At 70.2% G+C, this 19,785-nt stretch carries 21 protein-coding genes; 13 read left to right on the top strand and 8 right to left on the bottom strand.

The window, feature by feature from the left end:
- Positions 1-24: 24 nt before the first annotated feature.
- The 7 genes from HV826_RS04050 (at position 25) to HV826_RS04080 (ending at position 6,582) form a co-directional block, all read left to right on the top strand.
- Positions 25-1,230, top strand: a complete 1,206-nt coding sequence (locus tag HV826_RS04050; protein WP_176415677.1) for an ABC transporter substrate-binding protein — start codon at positions 25-27, stop codon at positions 1,228-1,230.
- Positions 1,230-2,150: a branched-chain amino acid ABC transporter permease gene (locus tag HV826_RS04055; protein ID WP_176415678.1), complete on the top strand. Its 921-nt coding sequence runs from the start codon at positions 1,230-1,232 to the stop codon at positions 2,148-2,150. The genes HV826_RS04050 and HV826_RS04055 overlap by 1 nt, the downstream gene beginning before the upstream one ends.
- Positions 2,150-3,214, top strand: a complete 1,065-nt coding sequence (locus tag HV826_RS04060) for a branched-chain amino acid ABC transporter permease (protein WP_176415679.1) — start codon at positions 2,150-2,152, stop codon at positions 3,212-3,214. Before HV826_RS04055 ends, HV826_RS04060 begins: the two co-directional genes overlap by 1 nt.
- Positions 3,211-4,095, top strand: a complete 885-nt coding sequence (locus tag HV826_RS04065; protein WP_176415680.1) for an ABC transporter ATP-binding protein — start codon at positions 3,211-3,213, stop codon at positions 4,093-4,095. The genes HV826_RS04060 and HV826_RS04065 overlap by 4 nt, the downstream gene beginning before the upstream one ends.
- The gene (locus HV826_RS04070; RefSeq protein ID WP_176415681.1) at positions 4,092-4,847 is read left to right on the top strand and encodes an ABC transporter ATP-binding protein; all 756 of its coding nucleotides are present in this window, start codon (positions 4,092-4,094) and stop codon (positions 4,845-4,847) included. Before HV826_RS04065 ends, HV826_RS04070 begins: the two co-directional genes overlap by 4 nt.
- A 151-nt stretch (positions 4,848-4,998) precedes the next feature.
- Positions 4,999-5,715, top strand: a complete 717-nt coding sequence (locus HV826_RS04075; protein WP_217917248.1) for a hypothetical protein — start codon at positions 4,999-5,001, stop codon at positions 5,713-5,715.
- Between the two features lie 99 nt (positions 5,716-5,814).
- Complete coding sequence (locus tag HV826_RS04080; protein WP_176415683.1) at positions 5,815-6,582, top strand: methyltransferase domain-containing protein; 768 nt, start codon at positions 5,815-5,817, stop codon at positions 6,580-6,582.
- Between the two features lie 6 nt (positions 6,583-6,588).
- Here HV826_RS04080 and HV826_RS04085 read toward each other — a convergent pair whose 3' ends face one another.
- The 3 genes from HV826_RS04085 to thpR all read right to left on the bottom strand — a co-directional run bounded on the left by HV826_RS04085 (position 6,589) and on the right by thpR (position 9,953).
- Positions 6,589-8,649 carry a putative metal-binding motif-containing protein gene (locus HV826_RS04085; RefSeq protein WP_176415684.1) on the bottom strand — a complete coding sequence of 687 codons (2,061 nt, stop codon included), beginning with the start codon at positions 8,647-8,649 and terminating at the stop codon, positions 6,589-6,591.
- A gap of 53 nt (positions 8,650-8,702) precedes the next feature.
- Positions 8,703-9,320 carry a YiiX family permuted papain-like enzyme gene (locus HV826_RS04090; protein ID WP_176415685.1) on the bottom strand — a complete coding sequence of 206 codons (618 nt, stop codon included), beginning with the start codon at positions 9,318-9,320 and terminating at the stop codon, positions 8,703-8,705.
- Positions 9,321-9,383: 63 nt separating this feature from the next.
- Complete coding sequence (gene thpR / locus HV826_RS04095; RefSeq protein ID WP_176415686.1) at positions 9,384-9,953, bottom strand: RNA 2',3'-cyclic phosphodiesterase; 570 nt, start codon at positions 9,951-9,953, stop codon at positions 9,384-9,386.
- 121 nt (positions 9,954-10,074) lie between these two features.
- Between thpR and HV826_RS04100 the strand changes: the two genes are divergently transcribed.
- On the top strand, positions 10,075-11,307 hold the full coding sequence (locus HV826_RS04100; RefSeq protein WP_176415687.1) for an adenylate/guanylate cyclase domain-containing protein: 1,233 nt from the start codon (positions 10,075-10,077) through the stop codon (positions 11,305-11,307).
- A 3-nt stretch (positions 11,308-11,310) separates the two neighbouring features.
- Here the strand turns inward: HV826_RS04100 and proS are convergent, their stop codons facing one another.
- Positions 11,311-12,762, bottom strand: coding sequence for a proline--tRNA ligase (gene proS / locus HV826_RS04105; protein ID WP_205507569.1), 1,452 nt, complete (start codon positions 12,760-12,762; stop codon positions 11,311-11,313).
- Positions 12,763-12,917: 155 nt separating this feature from the next.
- Here proS and HV826_RS04110 point away from each other — a divergent pair, with 155 nt between their 5' ends.
- From HV826_RS04110 to HV826_RS04120, 3 genes are all read left to right on the top strand, one after another.
- Positions 12,918-13,592, top strand: coding sequence for a DUF4336 domain-containing protein (locus HV826_RS04110; protein WP_176415688.1), 675 nt, complete (start codon positions 12,918-12,920; stop codon positions 13,590-13,592).
- The gene (locus HV826_RS37835; protein ID WP_176415689.1) at positions 13,573-14,310 is read left to right on the top strand and encodes a TetR/AcrR family transcriptional regulator; all 738 of its coding nucleotides are present in this window, start codon (positions 13,573-13,575) and stop codon (positions 14,308-14,310) included. Before HV826_RS04110 ends, HV826_RS37835 begins: the two co-directional genes overlap by 20 nt.
- 72 nt (positions 14,311-14,382) lie before the next feature.
- Positions 14,383-15,003, top strand: a complete 621-nt coding sequence (locus HV826_RS04120) for an MXAN_6652 family MXYO-CTERM-anchored protein (RefSeq protein WP_176415690.1) — start codon at positions 14,383-14,385, stop codon at positions 15,001-15,003.
- 38 nt (positions 15,004-15,041) lie between these two features.
- Here the strand turns inward: HV826_RS04120 and HV826_RS04125 are convergent, their stop codons facing one another.
- The gene (locus tag HV826_RS04125) at positions 15,042-15,323 is read right to left on the bottom strand and encodes a hypothetical protein (protein ID WP_255207895.1); all 282 of its coding nucleotides are present in this window, start codon (positions 15,321-15,323) and stop codon (positions 15,042-15,044) included.
- Between the two features lie 215 nt (positions 15,324-15,538).
- Between HV826_RS04125 and HV826_RS04130 the strand changes: the two genes are divergently transcribed.
- Positions 15,539-16,393, top strand: coding sequence for an endonuclease/exonuclease/phosphatase family protein (locus HV826_RS04130; protein WP_176415691.1), 855 nt, complete (start codon positions 15,539-15,541; stop codon positions 16,391-16,393).
- 24 nt (positions 16,394-16,417) lie between these two features.
- Here the strand turns inward: HV826_RS04130 and HV826_RS04135 are convergent, their stop codons facing one another.
- Entirely contained in the window at positions 16,418-16,969 is a 552-nt protein-coding gene (locus HV826_RS04135; RefSeq protein ID WP_176415692.1) for a hypothetical protein, read from the bottom strand.
- Positions 16,970-17,086: 117 nt separating this feature from the next.
- Positions 17,087-17,473 (bottom strand): hypothetical protein, encoded by a 387-nt coding sequence (locus HV826_RS04140; protein ID WP_176415753.1) that lies wholly within the window; start codon positions 17,471-17,473, stop codon positions 17,087-17,089.
- Positions 17,474-17,568: 95 nt separating this feature from the next.
- Here HV826_RS04140 and HV826_RS04145 point away from each other — a divergent pair, with 95 nt between their 5' ends.
- A complete protein-coding gene (locus HV826_RS04145) occupies positions 17,569-18,210 on the top strand; it encodes a YdcF family protein (RefSeq protein WP_176415693.1) in 642 nt (213 codons plus the stop codon).
- Here HV826_RS04145 and HV826_RS04150 read toward each other — a convergent pair.
- The gene (locus HV826_RS04150; RefSeq protein WP_176415694.1) at positions 18,191-19,729 is read right to left on the bottom strand and encodes a trypsin-like peptidase domain-containing protein; all 1,539 of its coding nucleotides are present in this window, start codon (positions 19,727-19,729) and stop codon (positions 18,191-18,193) included. The genes HV826_RS04145 and HV826_RS04150 overlap by 20 nt on opposite strands.
- Between the last annotated feature and the right edge of the window lie 56 nt (positions 19,730-19,785).

Here is a 19,785-nt window from a genome sequence, read left to right on the forward strand (position 1 = left end):
TGTTTCCGCGAAGGGAAGCCCTGCATGCGACGACTTGCCCCGATGCTCCTCGCCGCGCTCGCCGTCATGGCGGCCGCTTGCGAGAAGAAGACGCAGCCTGCTCCTTCAGGTGAAGGAGGTGCTCAGGCCGCGCAGGGGCAGGGGGCGGCGCCCGGGGACGCTCCGGCGGACGCGAACACCATCCTGCTGGGGCAGGTGGGCTCGCTCACCGGTGGCCAGGCCACCTTCGGCATCTCCACGCGCAACGGCATCGAGCTGGCCCTCAAGGAGGCCAACGCCGCGGGCGGGGTGAAGGGCAAGAAGCTGTCCATCCGCGTCTACGACAACCAGAGCAAGCCCGAGGAGGCCGCCCAGGCCGCCACGCGCCTGATTACCCAGGACAAGGTCGTGCTCATCCTCGGTGACGTGGCGTCGTCCAACTCGCTGGCCATGGCGGAGAAGGCGCAGGCGGCGGGCGTGCCGATGATTACGCCGTCCTCCACCAACCCCACCGTCACCGAGAAGGGTGACTACATCTTCCGCGTCTGCTTCATCGACCCGTTCCAGGGCTTCGTGATGGCGAAGTTCGCGCGGGAGAACCTGAAGCTGAGCCAGGTGGCGGTGCTCCAGGACAACAAGAGCGCGTACTCCATTGGCCTGGCGGATGTCTTCACGCGCAAGTTCACGGAGCTGGGCGGCAAGGTGACGGCCGTGGAGAGCTACAGCCAGGGCGACACCGACTACCGCGCCCAGCTCACCGCCATCCGCAAGTCGCAGCCGGAGGGCATCTACGTCCCGGGCTACTACAGCGAGGTGGGCATCGTCGCTCGCCAGGCGCGCGAGGTGGGCCTGAAGGTGCCGCTGATGGGCGGCGACGGCTGGGACTCCGAGAAGCTCTTCGAGCTGGGTGGCAGCGCCATCGAGGGCAGCTACTTCTCCAACCACTACTCGCCGGACAACCCGGACCCGCGCGTGCAGAAGTTCATCGCGGACTACAAGGCCGCGTACGGCGCGGTGCCGGACGCCCTGGCCGCGCTGGGGTATGACTCGGCCCGGGTGGCGGTGGCCGCCCTGGAGCGCGCCAAGGACCTGAGCGGCCCGGCCGTGCGTGACGCCATTGCCCAGACGAAGGACTTCCCGGGCGTGGCGGGCACGGTGACACTGGATGCCCAGCGCAACGCCGTGAAGTCCGCCGTCGTCCTCAAGGTCGAGGACGGCAAGACGCAGTACGTCACGACCATCAATCCCTAATGGCGCAGCTCCTCCAACACCTCATCAACGGCCTGGCCGCTGGCACCATCTACGCGCTCGTCGCGCTTGGCTACACGATGGTGTACGGCGTCCTGAAGCTCATCAACTTCGCCCACGGCGACGTCATGATGGTCGGCGTCTACATGGGCTACGCCACCGCGTTCGCGCTCGGGCGCGACATGCGCAGCTCCCTGCTGGGCGTGGCCGTCGTGTTCGCGGTGGCCATGCTGGGCTGCGCGCTGCTCGGGTTCTTCATCGAGCGCTTCGCGTACCGCCCCCTGCGGGAGAAGCCGCGCCTCACCGCGCTCATCACCGCCATCGGCATCTCCTTCGCGCTGTCCTACGGCTTCCAGTTGGATATCGGCTTCTTGCCGGGCGCGGCGCCGCGGGCCTTCCCGGAGGTCATCGCGCCGGTGGAGTGGCTCGTCATTGGCGACCGGGACGTGGTGGTGTGGAACTGGCAGGTCATCAGCTTTGGCATCGCCGTGGCGCTGATGGTGGGCCTGCAGTACCTGGTGTTCCGCACGCGCTTCGGCCAGGCCATGCGCGCGGTGTCCTGGGACCACCGCGTGGCGGCGCTGATGGGCATCCCCACCGACCGCGTCATCGCGCTGACGTTCATGTTGAGCAGCGCGCTGGCGGCGGGCGCGGGGCTGCTCTACGCCATCAAGGACACGTCGGTCAGCCCGTTGATGGGCCTGTACGTGGGCCTCAAGGCCTTCGTGGCGGCGGTGATTGGTGGCATCGGCCACGTGCAGGGCGCCGTGGTGGGCGGGCTGGTGCTGGGCCTGGTGGAGGAGTTCGTGGTGGGCTACGCGGCCAGCACCTGGCGTGACGCGGTGGCCTTCGGCTTCCTCATCCTGGTGTTGCTGGTGAAGCCGGGCGGCCTCTTCGGCCGCGTCGCCGCGGAGAAGGTCTGATGGAGACTCCGGCGATTCCCCTCCCCGAGCCCCGCTCCGTCGTCCCCGCGTCGCTGCGCGGCCTGCTGCCCGTGCTGCTGGCGCTGCCGGTGCTGGCGCTGTTCCAGTGGTTGATGAGTGATGCGCCCTTCGCCTCCTACCTGCTGTCGGTGGTGGGGGTGAACATCATCCTCGCGGTCAGCCTCAACATCGTGAACGGGATGACGGGGCAGTTCTCCATTGGCCATGCGGGCTTCATGGCGGTGGGGGCCTACATCTCCGGCGTCCTGTCGCTGAACCTCAAGGACATCGCGCTCTCCTTCCTGCCGGTGGCGGTCAGCGACCAGGTGTTCTTCGTCATGTCGCTGCTGGTGGGCGGCCTGGCCGCGGCGCTGTGCGGCTTCCTGGTGGGCCTGCCCTCGCTGCGGCTGCGCGGGGACTACCTGGCCATCGTCACGCTGGGCTTCGGCGAAATCATCCGCGTGGTGGTGCAGAACACGGACGCGTTCGGCCGGGCGCTGGGCCTGTCCGGCATCCCGCAGACGTCGTCGCCGGCCATGGTGTACTTCTTCGTGTTCCTCACGGTGCTGGTGGCCCGGCGCATCACCGGCTCCAGCCACGGCCGCAGCCTGTGGGCCATCCGCGAGGACGAGGTCGCCGCCGAGGCCATGGGCGTGGACACCACGGGTTACAAGGTGCGCGCGTTCGTCATCTCGTCGTTCTTCGCGGGCATCGCCGGCGCGCTGTTCGCGCACTTCGTGCCCATCATCAACCCCGGCTCCTTCACCTTCGTGAAGTCGATGGAAATCGTCGTCATGGTGGTGCTGGGCGGCCTGGGCTCCACGACGGGCGCCATCGTCGCGGCCACGTTCCTCACGCTGCTGCCCGAAGGCATGCGCTCGCTGTTCACCGTGCTGGGGGCCGAAGGCAGCCTGGCGCAGAAGGTGGACCAGATTCGCATGCCCGTGTACGGCCTGCTGCTGGTGGTGCTGATGCTGGCGCGGCCCCAGGGCCTGTTCGGGACGAAGGAAATCTGGGACGTGCTGCCGCGGTGGATTCCGCGCAAGCGCAGGGGGCTGGCGTGAGCGCGGCCGTGCAGGAGACGAAGGCGGAGGCCGGAGCGCCGTTGCTCCAGGCGGAGGGGGTGAGCATCCAGTTCGGCGGCCTCAAGGCGCTGACGGACTTCAACCTCTCCGTGCGGCAGGGCGACTTGCAGGGCCTCATTGGCCCCAACGGCGCCGGCAAGTCCACGGCGTTCAACGTGCTGACGGGCGTGTACCAGCCCACCCAGGGCGAGGTCCGCGTGGGCGGGCAGCGGGTGAACGGGTGGCTGCCGCATCAAATCAACCACCTGGGACTGGCGCGCACCTTCCAGAACATCCGCCTGTTCCGCGCGCTCACCGCGCTGGACAACGTGAAGGTGGCGTGCCGGGCGCAGGGCGCGCTGCACCCCGAAGGCGTGGGGCTGGGCGCGAAGATGAAGGGCGCCTTCATCAACTACCGCGACTGGTGGCGCGCGCTGCTGCTGACGCCGCGCTTCCAGCAGGAGGAGCGGGAGTTGACGCGGCAGGCGGAGCGCCTGCTGGAGGTCATGGGCCTGTCGCACCGCCGCGACGAGGAGGCGCGCAACCTGCCTTACGGCGAGCAGCGCCGGCTGGAAATCGCGCGCGCGCTGGGCACGCAGCCCAAGGTGCTGCTGCTGGACGAGCCCGCGGCGGGCATGAACACCCGGGAGAAGGCGGACCTGATGGTGCTCATCCGCAAGCTGCGGGACGACTTCAAGCTGGGGGTGCTCGTCATCGAGCACGACATGAAGCTGGTCATGGGCATCTGCGAATCCATCACCGTGCTGGACCACGGCGAGACGATTGCCCGGGGCGCGCCGGCGCAGGTGCGCAGCGACCGGAAGGTCATCGAGGCGTACCTGGGCGACAGCTATCTGGAGAGCCACGGAGGGGCGGCGTGAGCGACGCGCAGGTGAAGACGCTGGGCGAGCGCCAGGCCTTCCCGCCGCTGTTGTCGGTGGACGGCATCAAGGTGCACTACGGCGCCATCCAGGCGCTCAAGGGTGTGTCGCTGACGGTGGGCAAGGGCGAGGTGGTGGCCCTCATCGGCGCCAACGGCGCGGGCAAGACGAGCACCCTGCGCGCGGTGAGCGGCATGCTCAAGCCCAGCGGCGGACGCATCCAGTTCAACGGGCACGACACCACGGCCCTGAAGGCGCACCAGCTGGTGCCGCGCGGCATGGCGCACGCGCCGGAGGGGCGGGGCGTGTTCCCCAACATGACCGTCCAGGAGAACCTGGAGCTGGGCGCGTACCTGCGCACGGACACCTCCGGCATCCAGGCGGATTTGGAGAAGAGCTTCACGCTCTTCCCGGTGCTCAAGGAGCGCCGCAAGCAGCTGGCCGGGACGCTGTCGGGCGGCGAGCAGCAGATGCTGGCCATCGCCCGCGCGCTCTTGAGCAAGCCGCAGCTGCTGCTGTTGGATGAGCCTTCGCTGGGGCTGGCGCCGCAGGTGACGGAGGCCATCTTCCGCACCCTGCGCGAGGTGAACGCCACGGGCGTGAGCGTGCTGTTGGTGGAGCAGAACGCCCACCTGGCGCTCAACGCGGCGCACTATGGCTATGTGTTGGAGACGGGCGAGGTCGTGATGGCGGGGCCGGGCAAGGCGCTCCTGGAGAGCGCGGAGGTCCGGCGTGCGTATCTCGGCGAGTGATGGGGGGCACTACGTCCTCCCGCCGACGCTCCGGTAGAGTCCGGCGCGCAATGAAACTGGCTCCCCTCCCAAAGTCGGGTAGTCAGCAACCAGGAAGTTCGTCTAGCGTCCTTCGACGCGCTGCGTTCAACCACACTCAGGAAGTGTGCCCATGTCCCCGTTGTCCCGCCTTGTCGCCAGCCTCGCCACCCTGTCGCTGATTGCCGCCGCGTGCGCCGGTCAGCAGAAGACCGGGCCCCAGGAAGCCACCTCCACCATCGAGGAGGTCGCCAACGAGGGTGGAGACGCGCCCCCCGCCGTCGCGTTCAACATGCTGGACGCACCCGAGGGCTTTACCGTGAAGCTCCCGGGCCCTCCGCCGCAGGCGCAGCGCAGCGAGGCCGCCCTGCCGAAGCGGACGGACAAGGCCACGCTCGTGACGTACGCGGCCAATGAGGAAGGTGTCAGCTACATCGTCAACGCGGTGGACTACCCGGAGGCCTTCGTGGCCACCGTCCCCGCCGAGGCGCTCATCAACGGTGGCATCCAGGGCATCGCCGGGCAGGTAGGCGGCGAGCTGAAGAGCTCCGAGGACATCACCCTGGAGGGCTACCCGGGCAAGGCGTACGTGCTGGCGTCGCCCAGCGGCGAGGTGAAGGGCCGCAGCTTCCTGGTGGGGCCGCGCGTCTACAACCTCATCACCGTCTACAACGCGGCCATCGGCGCGCCGGGCGCGGACGAGTTCCTCGCCTCGCTCACGCTGGTGAACCCGCCGCCGAAGATTGAGCGCGCGACCGCCGACGCGGATGGTGGCACGGACGCCGGAACGGCGGACGTGGGCGACGGCGCCGCCATGGAAGGCGCCGCGGACGCCGGCAGCGCCAACTAGTTCGCGAGTCCGGGGACACGCTTCCGTTGAGGGAGCGTGTCCCACGATGCCACGCTGAGGGACTCTGGGCGTTAGGCTCTCCGGTGACTGGAGGCCGCCATGTGGGACCCGGCGCAGTACTCACGCTTCCGCGATGAGCGAAAGCGTCCCTTCTTCGATTTGCTTGCCCGGGTGGACGCGGCGTCGCCCACGCAGGTCGCGGACCTGGGCTGTGGAACCGGGGACCTCACGCGCCTGTTGGCTGAGCGCTGGCCGTCCGCCCGGGTGTCTGGCGTGGATGCGTCCTCGGAGATGATTGAGGCGGCCCGCCGCGGTGCGCCCGTGGACGCGGTGCACTTCGAGGTGGCGGACCTCGCGGGCTGGGCGCCTCCCGCGCCGCTGGACGTGCTCGTGTCCAACGCGGCGCTGCACTGGCTGCCGGACCCTGAGGCGTTGCTCGGGCGGCTGGTGGCGAAGCTGGCCCCCGGCGGGGTGCTGGCCTTCCAGGTGCCGGCCAACTTCGATGCGCCTTCGCACCAGCGCGTCGACGCGGTGCGGGCCTTGCCGCGCTTCGCTGCTGCCCTGGCGCCGGTGCGGGGCGGGGCGGTGGAGTCCCTGTCCGTGTATGCGTCCTGGCTGTTCGGCCTGGGGCTGACGGTGGAGGCCTGGGAGACGACGTACCTGCACGTGCTCCCGGGCGAGGACGCGGTGCTGGAGTGGCTGCTGGGGACGACGCTGCGGCCCGTGCTCGCGGCGCTCGTGGAGGAGGAGGCGCGCGCGTTCGTGGAGACGCTGCGCCCGTTGCTGCGTGAGTCCTATCCCGCGCAGCCGTATGGGACGCCGTTCCCGTTCACCCGCCGCTTCGTGGTGGCGCGGCGGGTGAGGTGAGCCGGGTTACTGTGGCCAGTGGAGAATCTGGCCCGCGTTGCCCGAGACCCAGAGGTCCGCGGGACTGGTGCCGGCGATGTCGTTGAAACGGAGGCTCGTGTCCTCGTAGACGATCTCCCACCCCGTGCCGTCGTACCGGTAGATACGGCCGTTGTACGCGGTGACGTAGACCGACTTCGCACCGAAGGCGATGACGGAGGTCAGGCTTTCGTTGTGCGTCGTGGGGAAGGACATCCTGCTCCAGGTGCTGCCGTTCCACTGGAGCACGGAGTTCTGACCGCTCCTGAAGTCACCCACGGCGAAGGCGAGCTTGTCATTCACCACCCAGACGCCGCGGAGGCGGCCCAGTTCTGGGATTGCGGTCTCCGTGTTCTCCGACTGCCACTGACTGGTGTTGGTGTTGAAACGATAGATTCGAGGTCTTTCATTTCCTCCGTCAAAGCCGCCGACCGTGAACAGCGCTGACCGCGAACGGCCGTGGATGTCGTACAGCGGCCCGACGGTGGTGGTTCCGAATCTCAGCGCACTCGCGCCGGTCTCTCCGGTCCACGTGAATGTCAGGCCTTGGTTCGATGAGCCCGAGTTCTCGGTGACGCCATGAATCTCCAGGACGCCTGCGTTCCGGAAGCCGACGAGCCCTCGGATCCATCGGGTCATGTCATGCGTCTCGGTGCAGGCATTCTGCGACCTGTCCAGGAAGGTGAGGCTTCCTCCCGACGAGCCGAGGTAGATTCGGCCCTGGTTGGCCATGTCCGTCCAGACGGCGTTCCAGCCCCTGTTGCTGTCACCGCAGTTGGTCGCGTTGGTCTGGAACGTGGAGGAACCCGGAGTGAGCACCGCGGTACCTCCCTGGTTGCCCACGGCAGTCACATCGCCGGGGACCTCGGTGAAGATGGAGCGCCACTCCTGGTCGGTCGCGCCCACGGTCCGTGCAAACCAGTCGGCACTGTCGCCCGGGCACACGCCGGGGCCTTCCGGGTTCCCATCACAGTTGTTATCCAACTCGTCGCACAGCTCCGGGGCGCCAGGGTACGTGAACGGGTTGCCGTCGTTGCAGTCGCCGCCGGTGCTGACGTAGCCCTCGCCGGGCGAGACGCAGGACGACACGGCCGTGCCATCACCGAAGGTGTCTCCGTCGCCGTCCAGGAACCAGTCGCCGGGCGTCGTCGTGGCCTGGCAGGTGGTGGCGATGCCGGAGGCGTCGCAGACGTAGACGCCTTCGCACTGGGCCTCCGCGGTGCACGCCGTGCCGAGGTCGGGGAACGTCTCGTCAATCTGGTCGTCACAGTCATCGTCGACGCCGTTGCAGAGCTCCGTCGCGCCCGGACGGATGCTGGCGTTGTTGTCGTTGCAGTCGTCCGCGGGACCCGTGACATAGCCCGGCGCGATGCCGGCGCAGAAGGCGACGGGAGCGGCGTTCCGGTCGCCGTGCCCGTCCTGGTCCACGTCGGGGTAGGCATACGCGGCCAGCGGCATGTTGCAGCGGACCTCTCCGTTCCCGTCGCACGCGCGGACGCCTTCGCATCCCTCTGCCTCCGTGCAGCTCCCGCCCAGGCTCAGCTCCACCGTGTCCGACTGACCGTTGCAGTTGTCGTCGACGTCGTTGCAGCGCTCCGTCGCGCCCGGGTGGATGTTCGGGCTGGCGTCATTGCAGTCCGTACCGCCCGTGAGCACGGAGACGTACCCGTCACCGTCCCCATCCGTCGCCTGGAGGGACAGGGCCACCGGAACGGGGGCTCCCGGCGTCAGCGTCACGGACGTCGACCGCGTCACCACGGGGCTCGCGGCCTCACAGGTCTGCTCGAAGGCGCGCGCCTCCACCTGGATGGCCGTGCCCCAGCCGCCGGGGGCAATCACCGCGACCGTCAGTGAGCCACCCGAGCGGTCACCCTTGCCGGCGAGGGTGGTGGTGAGCTCCTTGCCGCTGCCCTCGTCGCGTGCGTTCACCTGCACGCAGCCAGGCAGAAAGCCGGAGTAGCCCACCGTGACTTTGGCCGCGCCGGGGCTTTCGTCCTTCTTACAGCCGGCCAGCGCGAGGAGAGGGAGGAGCACCAGAACGCGTCGCATGCGGACACTCTATCGCGTCCGTGCCCCGCCGCTGCATCCTCGCGAGCCCGCGCCTACCTCACGGACGGGAAGTCGGAGTGGACCACCTCAAGGCGTACATCCACTGCGATGCTGGCGGGCGTCACCAGCTCCAAATCCAGGGGAACCCGCTTCCCGTAACGTTCGCGGAGCTTCCGCTCCAGGCCCTTCACGCGGAGCGAGTCCAGCCGCTCCATTTTCCCATAATCCACGCCCGCACCCTGGGCGTAGGCCTTGCGCACCAGCTCCGAGCAGTACATCGCGTCGTCCCCCCAGCCGAAGTGCCAGTCATACGGCTTGCCCAGGTGCGCCTTGGCCGCCGTCACCGCCTGCTGGCGCTGCGCGGCGCTCAGCTCCCGAGGCCGTAGGACGAGGATGCCGCCCTTCACGCCTCGGGCCTTCCACTTCGAGAAGGGGATTCGCTGCACCGGCTGCACGGCCTCCACGACCCACGCGCCCCGGTCGGTCACCTCCACCATGCCCACATGGGACAGGGGGCTCTGCGTGGCCTTCTGGATGGCCTGCGACTGCGAGGAGCGCGAGGTGTGCAGGACGATGTCTCCCGTCTGCAACCGGGCCACCAGGTCCTCCTGTGGCGCCGCGACCGCGTTGTGGACCCCGAACCACACCAGCAGCATGACCCTCCACTGCATTGCCCCGTCCTTTCAGGTGCCTGACTGTCTCCGGAGTACAGGATGCAGCCTGGATGCCAGTCGTCACGGGGCGCCGCTCCCCAGCGCGCGGGTGAGGGGCACCTCCATCCGGGGCAGGTAATGGCCGCCATTGCTCTCGAAGAGCACCAGGCGGTCCACACGCCCCTCGCCCAGTGACGTGTCCTGCAGCGCCTGGACGCAGGCGAGGAGGGCGGCGTCTCCACGCGGGTGTTTCGCGCGGGCCAGCGTGAGGTGCGCGGTGTACTCGCGATGCTCGGGCTCGAAGCCGAGCGGCTGGAGCACCTGGGCGGTGTCCGCCTGCAAGGCCTTCAGCGCGTCCGTGGCGCCGCACACCTCCGCCCAGAGCACGCGCGGGTGGGCGGGCACGCCAAAAGCGCCGCCGCCCGTGACAGACAGCGCGAAGGGCGCATGCCGCGCGCCCACCGGCGCCAGGGCTTCGCGCAGGGCGGGCAGGCGTGCGTCCTCCACGTCCCCCAGGAACACGAGCGTGAGGTGGAGACCCTCCAGCTTCACCCAGCGGGCCTGGGGGGCCAGGGGCCGCAACCGGTGCAGCTCCTGGGTGGCGCGCGCTTCGATGTCGGCCCCCAGGGTGACGGCGGTGAACAGGCGCATGGCGCACGGCTCCTGACTGCGAATGGGACGAAAGGACGTCCCAGGCGTCACTTCAGCATACGGGTGAAGGGCGGGGCTCGGAGTGGAGGCGGCGAGGCGGCTGGGCTACCGTCCCCGTCCGATGCCGACGCGCCTCCCCGTCGATGAGACCCTCCAGAAGCGACTGAACGGCTGGCGCGCGCAGGTCGGCGAGTGGCTCAACCGGGTCCGCGTGGCGGCGACGGCGAGCTGGTTGCTGGTGGCCTGGCTGGACGACTGGCGCGTGCCGCCCCGGGCGTTGGCGGCCTACCTGCTGCTGGCCTTCGGGCTGTGGCTGGGCGCGCGGCGCCTGGCCTCGCTGGGGCGGCGCCCCGCGCTGGGGGTGACGCTCATCGACATGCCCGCCGTCTGCCTGCTCCAGTGGCTGTCCATCCAGGGCTCGGCGTCGCCGGGGACCACGGCGCTGCTGACGCTGGGCGTGTTCATCACCCTGGTGGTCATCGTGGCGCTGCTGACGTTGTCGCGCCGCTACGTGGCGATGGCCACGTTGGTGGCCATCGGGCTGGAAGGCTGGCTCCTGTTCCAGGCCCGGTTGCCCCCGGATACGTTCCTCTCCGGCATGGTGCTGGTGCTGACGCTGGCGGCGCTCGCGGCGTCCTTCATTGGCCGGCAGGTGATGGGGCTGGTGAAGGAGGTGGCGCAGGAGGAGGTGCAGCGCGAGCGGCTGGGCCGCTACTTCTCCCCGGAGGTGGCCCGTCAAATCGCCGAGCGTGGCACCGAGGCGGGCAGCGGCGAGCACCGCGAGGTGACGCTGCTCTTCTCCGACATCCGCGGCTTCACCTCCATGTCCGAGCGCATGGACAGCCCGCACGTGGTGGCGCTGCTCAACGAGTACCTGTCCCGCATGGTGGAGGTGGTGTTCCGCCATGGAGGGACGCTCGACAAGTTCATCGGCGACGGCATCCTCGCGTACTTTGGCGCGCCGCTGGATTTGCCCGGACATCCCCAGGCCGCCGTGGCCTGCGGGCTGGCCATGCTGGAGGCGCTGGAGTCCCTCAACGCCGAGCGCGCCCGCCGGGGCGAGGAGCCGCTGCGCATCGGCATTGGCATCCACACCGGGCGCGTGGTGGTGGGGGACGTGGGCAGCGCGCAGCGGCGCGAGTACACCGTGATTGGCGACGCGGTGAACCTGGCCAGCCGCATCGAGGGGCTCACCAAGAAGGTGGGCGTCGCCATGCTCGTGTCCGGCGCCACCCAGGCGCGCTGCGGGGGCGCCTTCCAGTTCGAGCCGGCGGCGCCCCTGCCGGTGGCGGGGAAGGCGGAGCCCGTCGCCACCTTCCTGCCTGGCAAGCCGGGCCTGCGCGTAGCAGGCTGAGGCTCAGTACGACTTGGAGAAGACGATGCGGCCCGGCGAAGGCTCGCCGGTGACGACGCACTTGCCCGGCTCCTGCTTGAGGTCGAAGGGACGGCAGCGCGTCGTCAGGCCCGTCTCCTCCTTGATGCGCGCCTCCACCTTGGGGTCCAGGTTCCAGTGCGCCAGCAGGAAGCCCTGGTCCGCCTTCTCCTTCAGCTCCTCGTAGGAGTTGACCTCGAAGGTGTGCGAGTCGCGGAAGTCCCTGGCCTTGGTGAACAGGTCCTTCTGCATCGCGTCCAGCATGGCCTGGGCCTTGGACACGGCCTCGTCCAGCGACACGAACTCCTTCTGGCGCACGTCGCGGCGGACCATGACGCAGGAGTTCTTCGCCAGGTCCTTGGGCCCCAGCTCGATGCGCAGACACGTGCCGATGAGCTCGTGCTCGTTGTACTTGAAGCCCGGGCTCTTGGTGTCGTCGTCGTCCAGCACCACGCCCAGGCCCGCCTTGCGCAGGTCCGCGGCGAGCGCGTTCGTCTTCTCCAGCACCTGCGCCTTCTCCGCGTCGGAGGCCTTGCCGAAGATGGGGATGATGACCACGTGCGTGGCCGCCAGCTTCGGCGGGACGATGAGGCCGGCGTCATCCGAGTGGGTCATGATGAGGCCGCCGATGAGGCGCGTGGACACGCCCCAGGACGTCTGCCACACGTGGTGCATCTTGCCGTCGCGGCCCTGGAACTGGGTGTCGAAGGCCTTGGCGAAGTTCTGGCCCAGGTTGTGGCTGGTGCCCGCCTGCAGCGCCTTCTTGTCCTGCATCATCGCTTCGATGCTGTAGGTGCGCAGCGCGCCGGCGAAGCGCTCGGACTCCGACTTCTGGCCGGTCAGCACCGGCATCGCCATGTAGTCCTCGGCGAAGGTCCGGTAGACCTCCAGCATCTGCCGGGTCTCCTTCTCCGCGTCCTCCTCCGTCTCATGACAGGTGTGGCCTTCCTGCCAGAGGAACTCGGTGGTGCGCAGGAACAGGCGCGTGCGCATCTCCCAGCGCATCACGTTCGCCCACTGGTTCAGCAGCATCGGGAGGTCCCGGTAGCTCTGAATCCACTTGGAGAAGCTGCGGTTGATGATGGTCTCACTGGTGGGCCGGATGACGTAGGGCTCCTCCAGCTTGGAGCCGCCCGCGTGGGTGACGACGGCCAGCTGCGGGTTGAAGCCTTCGACGTGCTCGGCTTCCTTCTTCAGGTAGCTCTCGGGGATGAGCAGCGGGAAGTAGGCGTTCTTGTGGCCCAGGTCCTTGAACTTCGTGTCCAGGACGCGCTGCATGTTCTCCCACAGCGCATAGCCGTTGGGCCGGATGACCATGCAGCCCTTCACGTCCGAGTAGTCGGCGAGCTTCGCCTTCTGGACCAGGTCGACGTACCACTCGGAAAAGCCCTTCTCGCGGGGCGTGAGCTTCTCGGCCATGTGCGGAGCACCCTTCAAAAGTCGTGGAAAGAGGACGGTTGCCTACGCCGGGCCCACCCGGAAATCAACGGCCCCGTCACCCGGACGCAGGGGTCCTTCCCGGACGGGATTGCATTTTTCGACCAATGGTCAGAATAATGAGCTCCGGTTGAATGTGCATCCAGGAGGCAGTCATGTTTCGCCAGGTGGCCGACGACGTGCATGTGCTCGCGGTGGAGTTCGGCATCGGGGGAATGGACCTGGGAGGCCGGATGACCGCCGTCCGCCTGCCGGATGGGGGGCTGTGGCTCCACTCGCCCGTCCGCTTCAGCCCGGAGGCGCGGGCGGCGGTGGACGCGCTCGGGCCGGTGCGCTTCCTGGTGGCGCCCAACCTGATGCACCACCTGTATGTGCGGGACTGGGCGGCGGCCTATCCGGACGCGAAGGTGGCCGCGCCCGCGGCGCTGCGGCGCAAGCGGCCGGACCTTCGCATCGATTTGGAGCTGGGGGACACGGCCGAGGCCGGCTGGGCCGGCGTCCTGGACCAGGTGCTCGTCCAGGGGATGCCCAGGGTGGACGAGCTGCTCTTCTTCCACCGCCCCAGCAAGACGTTGTTCGTCACCGACCTGGCGTTCAACGTGCACCGGACGCCTTCGTGGTTCACCCGCCTGTACCTGAAGCTGAGCGGCGCGTGGCAGCGGCTGGCGCCGTCCCTGCTGATCCGCGCCGTCATCAAGGACCGGGAGGCCGTGCGCGCGTCCCTGGCGCGGGCCCAGGCCTGGGACGTGGAGCGCGTGGTGGTGTGCCACGGCGACGTGGTGGAGCAGGGCGGCCGGGAGGCGGTGCGGAATGCCTTCGTCCGGCTCTAGCGGCGGTGGCCGCAAGCCCGCGCCGGGCCGCCGTCGCGCGGCCGCGTCACCCGCCGCGCCCACCCCCGCATCGGCGCCCAGCTCCAAGCCCTCCGAGCGCGAGGCGCGCAAGGCGCGGCGTCAGGAGGGGCGCCGTCAGGCCATCCTCGTCGCCGCGCGGGCGGTGTTGGTGCGGGGCGGGTGGTTGGGGCTGACGCTGGAGGCCGTGGCGGCGGAGGCGGACCTGAGCAAGCCTTCACTTTTCTACTACTTCCGCTCCAAGGAGGACCTCGTGGGAGCGCTGGCGGTGGAGGGGCTGGAGCGCGAGGTGAAGGTGCTGGAGGCGGCGGTGACGGCCGCGACCAGCGGCGTGGAGGCCCTGGCCGCGCTGGTGCGGGCCCGGGTGGATTTGTACGCGGAGGACCTGGACGGCTTCCGCGTCGTCTACCTGTGGCCACAGTTGACGGGGCGGCAATCCGAGGCTCACCAGGCGCGGGTGCTGGCGCTGAGTGGACAGCTGAATGACGTGCTGGAGGCGCGGCTCCAGGCGGATGCGCGCGCGGGCCGGCTGGCCCCGGGGCTCCAGCCGCGTCGGCTGGCCAACCTGGCCTGGACCGTGGCGCACGGGGTGCTTTCCCTGGGGGCCGGACTGGAGCACTCCGGTGTGGGAGCGCGCTTCACCTTGTCTCAGCTTCGTGACGAGGCCTGTGCGGTATTGCTGCGCAGTAGCGGCCGTTAGGGTGGCTGTGAAGGGGGGGACGGGCGCGCTATGTAGAGGGCCTCCTTCCCGTCGTTCCTTTTTGGAGGCTTCATGCGGTCGTACCTTGCATCTCTCGGAGTGGTCGGCGTTGTGTCGGCGTGCCTTGTCTCCGGTTCCGCGTTCGCCAACTCCGCGGGCATCAGTGGCCAAAGCGGCAAGCAGGGTTCGAGCCTCACCTGTGCGGCGTGCCACACCGGCGGCGGCAGCGCGCCCACGGTGACCATCGAGGGGCCCACCACGCTGGCGCCGGGCGCCACCGGCAACTACACGCTCGTCATCCGGGGCGGTCCGGCTTCCGGTGCGGGCTACAACGTGGCGGTGAGCGACAACGGCGGCACGCTCACCCCGGGAACGGGTTCCATCAGGCTGAGCGGGGAAGTCACCCACAGAACCATCCAGGCGTTCTCCGGCGGCGCGGCCCGCTTCGACTTCACCCTGGTGGCGCCGTCCACCCCCGGCAGCGTCACCCTGTACGGCGCGGGCAACTCGGTGAACGACAACGGCACCGAGCAGGGAGACGCCTCCGCGGCCACCACGCTCAACGTCACCGTGGCGGATGGCGGTGGTGGCGACGGCGGTGACGACGAGGGCGGCTGCGCCGCCGCGGGCGGTGCCCCGCTGCTGGGCGCGGCCCTGGTGCTGCTCGGCACGCGCCTGCGCCGTCGCCGCTAGGCCTCGTTGAAAGGAGGCCTCCGGGCGCGACAGCGCCGTCAGTGACCGGAGGCCACCGAGGCGGTGAACTCGTCGGGCAGGAAGGCGGCGAAGGACGGCACCCGTCGAAGCTTCCGCCGGGAGTTGCCCGCCAGCCGCAGGATGGCCACGGACACCAGCCCCAGGCCCATGGCGCTGCGCAAGGGCGCTGGACGGCGTGCGCGGCGCCGGGCCCGGTAGCGCAGGAGTCCCACGGGCAGCAGGGCGGCGGGAATGGCTGCCAGCGCCCAGGCGCGCCAGTGGGACCGGCCAGTCGAATCGGATGCCAGTGTCGTTTTCATGAAGAAACAGGTTGGGCGCGGGGTGGAGCAGGGGGAAGGGTGGCCCGGACCGGACGCCGACGGGCTCCCGGGTCGGGACCCTCCGGTGGAGGGCGGACACGGGCTCGCCCCCCTGCTCGCGGAGAGCCCGCCCGGCCGGCTGCCTCCCGGACGCGCCGGGGTGGGCGAGGCGACAAGGCCGCGCGGGGGGACTTAACATCGCGCCCCTGCCGACCATGCGCCTTCGCCGCCTCCTCCCCCTCCTGTTCCTGCTGGGGCCGCTCGCGTGTGCGACCGGCCCTGGCCACCTTGCCTCCACCGAGTCCGTCGCCGCCGTGCGGCGCGCTCCGGGCGAGCTGCGGGTGATGACCTTCAACATCCAGTCCGGCGCCCGTGGGTTGGAGCGCGTGGCGCACGTGATTCGCGCCGCGGTGCCGGACGTCGTCGCCTTGCAGGAGGTGGACGTGGGGTCTACCCGCGCGCGGGGCCTGGACCAGACGGAGGAGCTGTCCCGCCTCACCGGCCTGACGTACCGCGCCCACTTCCGCACCACGGACTTGTACGGCGGGGCCTACGGCATCGCCGTGCTGTCGCGCTTCCCGCTGGAGGCGCTGGCGCAGTATCCGCTGCCGGTGCCGCGCGGCGCGGAGCCTCGCACGGTGGCGCATGCGGTGGTGGCGGTGGACGGGCGCGAGGTGAGCGTCTACCTCACGCACCTCATCCGCCGGCCCTTCAACAGCGACACCCGCGTGCGGCAGAGCGCGTACGTGGCGGGGTTGATGGCGCGGGACTCGCGGCCCAAGGTGTTGATGGGGGACCTCAACGACGGGCCAGACTCCCGCTCCACGCGGCTGCTGCGGCGGGCCCTGCATGACGTCGCCGCCGCTACTGGAGGCACGTATCCGCTGCCGCTCTTCCTGCCCACGCTGCGCATCGACTACGTGCTGGCGTGTGATGCCTTCACGTCCGTGGCCAGCCGGGTGCTGCGCGTGGACGTGTCAGACCACTACCCCGTGGTGGCGGACCTGCGGTTGAAGCCGGAAGCCGTGCCCGTGGTCGCCGAGCGCACGGCCACCGGCACCGCGCCTTGAACGAGGCGCGGGCCGGCGCGGGCATCAGCCGACGTTGAAGCGGTACAGCACTTCGTTGTCGTTGCGTGTGAAGCCCTTGAGCACCTGGTGCTCGAGGTTCTGCGCGCCCAGGAACGCCAGTCCGCCGGCGGCGAAGCCCATGACGGACAGCTCGAAGTAGGGGTGCGGCCGGGGGACTTGGGTGATGTGCAGGTCGGTGTGGCCCTGCCCGGGGTGCACGGTGAGGTCGCCCTCGGTGAAGTAGCCCTTCCAGATGCCGGGGGTGAACAGCAGGAAGCGCCGGAAGTCACCCTGGCTGAACATCGCCTTGAGCTGGCCCTGGCCCAGCGCGTACTCGGCGGACTTCACGCCGAACTGCCACCAGGCGCTCTGGTTGTTGTTGTAGAAGCGCGCCAGCAGCTCGTCGTTGAGCCGGAGGAACGCGTCCGCCGGCATGCGCGACACCGGCATCACGGGCCTGGCGAAGAAGGGCTCCCTCGTCGCGAAGTCGGTGAGGAACGCCTTCCAGGCCGCCTCCCCGTGGGTCTGCACCATCAGCTGTTGCCGGGCCAGGAAGGCGACGCCTTTGACTTCCATTCACGCTCCTTCACGGGGGCGCGGACGCCCCACGTCTGGGTTTGCAGAGCACATTGTGCTGTGAATGTTTCATGAGACGAAGCGGGGAGGTGACAGCCGCTGGCGCCCGCTCGGCCTTCAGTCGAGCTGGAGGCCGCAGTCGCTGCAGGCGCCCTCCAGCAGCGGCGCGGCGGTGCCACAGGCCGGGCAGGGAGGCTCGCCGTCCTCGGGGATGGGAGCGGCCGGGGCGGCGGTGCGTCCCACGGGCACCAGGCCCTCGCGCTCGATGCTGTCCATCCACCGCTGCTGGAGCAGGGCGGCCACGCGAGGGCCGTCCTCGGGGCGCACCAGCACCTGGAACTTCGGGCTGCAGCCCGGCTTGCTGCAGGCCTCGCGATGCACGAGCGCCGGCACCTCCGCGCCCAGGCAAGCGTCCACCAGCCGCCGCGCGTCCATCAGCGCCATCTCCGCGCAGGGCACCAGCTCCACGTCCGACAGGGCCTTCGTCGCGTCTTCAGGGGTCATCACCCGGGGGATTGGAGCGCACCTCATGGGGCCACGTCCAGTGCGCCCGGGCCAGCGTCTCACCCCGCGCACGACTTCAGGCTAGCGTGCGGAGGGTGCCGCCCACGTCACTCACCCCGCGCACCGCGCGCCTCTCCCGGCTGCTGCTGGTGGGCGCGGGGGTGCTGACAGGGGGCGTCTTCGGCCTCGCCTGGGTGGTGGACCGGTTCGGTCAGCGCGAGCAGGCCACGCCCGCGGACGTGCTGGTGGTGCTGGGCGCGCGCGTGTTGCCCGGGGGCGTGCCTTCCGGGGCGCTGCGCGCGCGCACCGAGCACGCGGTGGCGCTGTACCACCGCGGCGTGGCCCCGCGGCTCGTCTTCTCCGGCGGCGTGGGCGTGAATCCCCCCTCCGAGGCGCGCGCCATGCTGGCGCTGGCGACGCGGCTGGGCGTCCCGGCGGAGGCGTGCGTCCTGGAGGAGGGCAGTCACTCCACCGACGACAACGCCCGGCTCACGGCCGAGGTGCTGCGCGGGCTGGGCGCTCGGCGCGTGGTGGTGGTGTCGGACCCGTATCACCTGCTGCGCGCGCGCAATTGCTTCCGGCTGTATGGCTGGGAGGTGGCCACCAGCCCGGCGCTGGAGACCGCGCGCGACCTGGACACGTTCGACCGCGTCTATTGGACGGTGCGCGAGGCCGTCGCGCTGCTCCTGCGGCCCCGCGTGCTGCTGGCGCGCGCGCCTACTCCTCCGGCATCGTGAGCGCGCGCAGCTCCAGCGCGCCACCCGGCAGGGCCACGCGGAGCAGCACGGACTCGCCAGGCTTCGTCTTCCGCAGCGCCGTCACCACGTCCCGCGCGTTGTTCACGGGCTTGTTCGCGGCCTCCACCACCACCATGCCCGGCAGCACGCCGGCGTGTTCGGCCATGGACGCGGGGGCCACCTCCGTCACCAATGCGCCGGAGGGCGGCAGCTCCTGGGACTCCGCCAGCGCCGGGTCCATGTCCATCAGGCTCAACCCCACGCGATGCTCGGCGGGGCGCTGCGAGCCCCCGACGGCCGGCGCCTTCACGGCGACGCCTTCCAGGTCGGGCCGCGTGCCCAGCGTCGCCTTCACGTCGCGCTTCTTCGCGTCCCGGTAGAGGGCGAGCGTGAGCTCCGCGCCCGGTGGTTTCATCGCCACCAGCCGCGTGAGCGCGCCCGCCGAGTCGATGGGCTGCCCATCCGCGGCGACGATGACGTCGTCCGGCCGCAGCCCGGCCTGGGCCGCCGCTGTCTCCGCGGTGACGTCGGTGACGACCGCGCCCGCCTGCACCGGCGCGCCCAGCGCCTCGCCCAGGTCGGGCGTCAGGTCCTGCACCATCAGCCCCAGCCAGCCCCGGGTGACGCTGCCCTTCTGCTCCAACTGGGGCAGCAGCGACTTGACGAGGTTGCTGGGCACCGCGAAGCCGATGCCCGAGCCCTGGCCGGCGATGGCGGTGTTGATGCCCACCACCTCGCCGCTCAGGTTGAACAGCGGACCGCCGGAGTTACCCGGGTTGATGGCGGCGTCCGTCTGGAGGAAGTCGTCGAAGGGGCCCGCCGCGATGTCGCGCGCCTTCGCGGCGAGGATGCCCAGGCTGGTGCTGGACGTCAGGCCGAAGGGGTTGCCAATGGCCAGCACCCAGTCCCCCACGCGCAGCGCATCCGAGTCACCCAACCGCACCACCGGCAAGGGCTTGCCGCCGTCCAGGCGTTCGAGCTGGAGCACCGCCACGTCCGTGAGCGGGTCCGAGCCCAGCACGCGCGCCTCCAGGTCACGTCCGTCCGCGAGCTGCACCTGAATCGCCTCCGCGTCCGCCACCAGGTGGTGGTTGGTGAGCACCAGCCCCTTGGCGTCGATGATGAATCCGGAGCCGATGCCCTCGCGCACCGGTGGCGCGAAGGGCGAGGGACTCTCGAAGGGAGACAGCGGCTCCTCGGGGGCGTCGCCGAAAGGGAGGCCGTCGAACGGCGGGCCACCGAAAGGCGAGGGGCCGCCACCACCCCAGGGTGTGTCGTTCGCCTCGCCGGGCGTGGGCGCCCCCAGCCGCACCTCCACGTTGACGACGGCCGGACTCACGGACGCCACCAGGGGCGCGACGGAGGCGAGCGCCACGGCGCGTCCGGCGGGCAGCGTGGGAGGCTCGGGCGGCTTCGGTGCGGGGGTCTCCGTGGAGGGAGACGACTGCTCCGCGTCCTTCCGGCAGGCCATCAGGCCCAGCAGCACCCCTACCGCCACCCCGCGCGCGCGTCCCGTCATCGCCTTCCACCCCCCGTCGCAAGCTGCGACCGCCGCGCGACGCAGGGGGGCTGCCC

This window comes from Myxococcus sp. AM010, assembly GCF_013372585.1.
GTDB classification, from domain to species: Bacteria; Myxococcota; Myxococcia; order Myxococcales; family Myxococcaceae; genus Myxococcus; species Myxococcus vastator.

Coding starts and splice junctions, on each gene's coding strand:
- HV826_RS04050 (WP_176415677.1), top strand. CDS start 25: ATGCGACGACTTGCCCCGATGCTCCTCGCCGCGCTCGCCGTCATGGCG.
- HV826_RS04055 (WP_176415678.1), top strand. CDS start 1,230: ATGGCGCAGCTCCTCCAACACCTCATCAACGGCCTGGCCGCTGGCACC.
- HV826_RS04060 (WP_176415679.1), top strand. CDS start 2,150: ATGGAGACTCCGGCGATTCCCCTCCCCGAGCCCCGCTCCGTCGTCCCC.
- HV826_RS04075 (WP_217917248.1), top strand. CDS start 4,999: ATGTCCCCGTTGTCCCGCCTTGTCGCCAGCCTCGCCACCCTGTCGCTG.
- HV826_RS04080 (WP_176415683.1), top strand. CDS start 5,815: ATGTGGGACCCGGCGCAGTACTCACGCTTCCGCGATGAGCGAAAGCGT.
- HV826_RS04085 (WP_176415684.1), bottom strand. CDS start 8,649: ATGCGACGCGTTCTGGTGCTCCTCCCTCTCCTCGCGCTGGCCGGCTGT.
- HV826_RS04090 (WP_176415685.1), bottom strand. CDS start 9,320: ATGCAGTGGAGGGTCATGCTGCTGGTGTGGTTCGGGGTCCACAACGCG.
- thpR (WP_176415686.1), bottom strand. CDS start 9,953: ATGCGCCTGTTCACCGCCGTCACCCTGGGGGCCGACATCGAAGCGCGC.
- HV826_RS04100 (WP_176415687.1), top strand. CDS start 10,075: ATGCCGACGCGCCTCCCCGTCGATGAGACCCTCCAGAAGCGACTGAAC.
- HV826_RS04110 (WP_176415688.1), top strand. CDS start 12,918: ATGTTTCGCCAGGTGGCCGACGACGTGCATGTGCTCGCGGTGGAGTTC.
- HV826_RS37835 (WP_176415689.1), top strand. CDS start 13,573: ATGCCTTCGTCCGGCTCTAGCGGCGGTGGCCGCAAGCCCGCGCCGGGC.
- HV826_RS04120 (WP_176415690.1), top strand. CDS start 14,383: ATGCGGTCGTACCTTGCATCTCTCGGAGTGGTCGGCGTTGTGTCGGCG.
- HV826_RS04125 (WP_255207895.1), bottom strand. CDS start 15,323: ATGAAAACGACACTGGCATCCGATTCGACTGGCCGGTCCCACTGGCGC.
- HV826_RS04130 (WP_176415691.1), top strand. CDS start 15,539: ATGCGCCTTCGCCGCCTCCTCCCCCTCCTGTTCCTGCTGGGGCCGCTC.
- HV826_RS04135 (WP_176415692.1), bottom strand. CDS start 16,969: ATGGAAGTCAAAGGCGTCGCCTTCCTGGCCCGGCAACAGCTGATGGTG.
- HV826_RS04140 (WP_176415753.1), bottom strand. CDS start 17,473: ATGACCCCTGAAGACGCGACGAAGGCCCTGTCGGACGTGGAGCTGGTG.
- HV826_RS04150 (WP_176415694.1), bottom strand. CDS start 19,729: ATGACGGGACGCGCGCGCGGGGTGGCGGTAGGGGTGCTGCTGGGCCTG.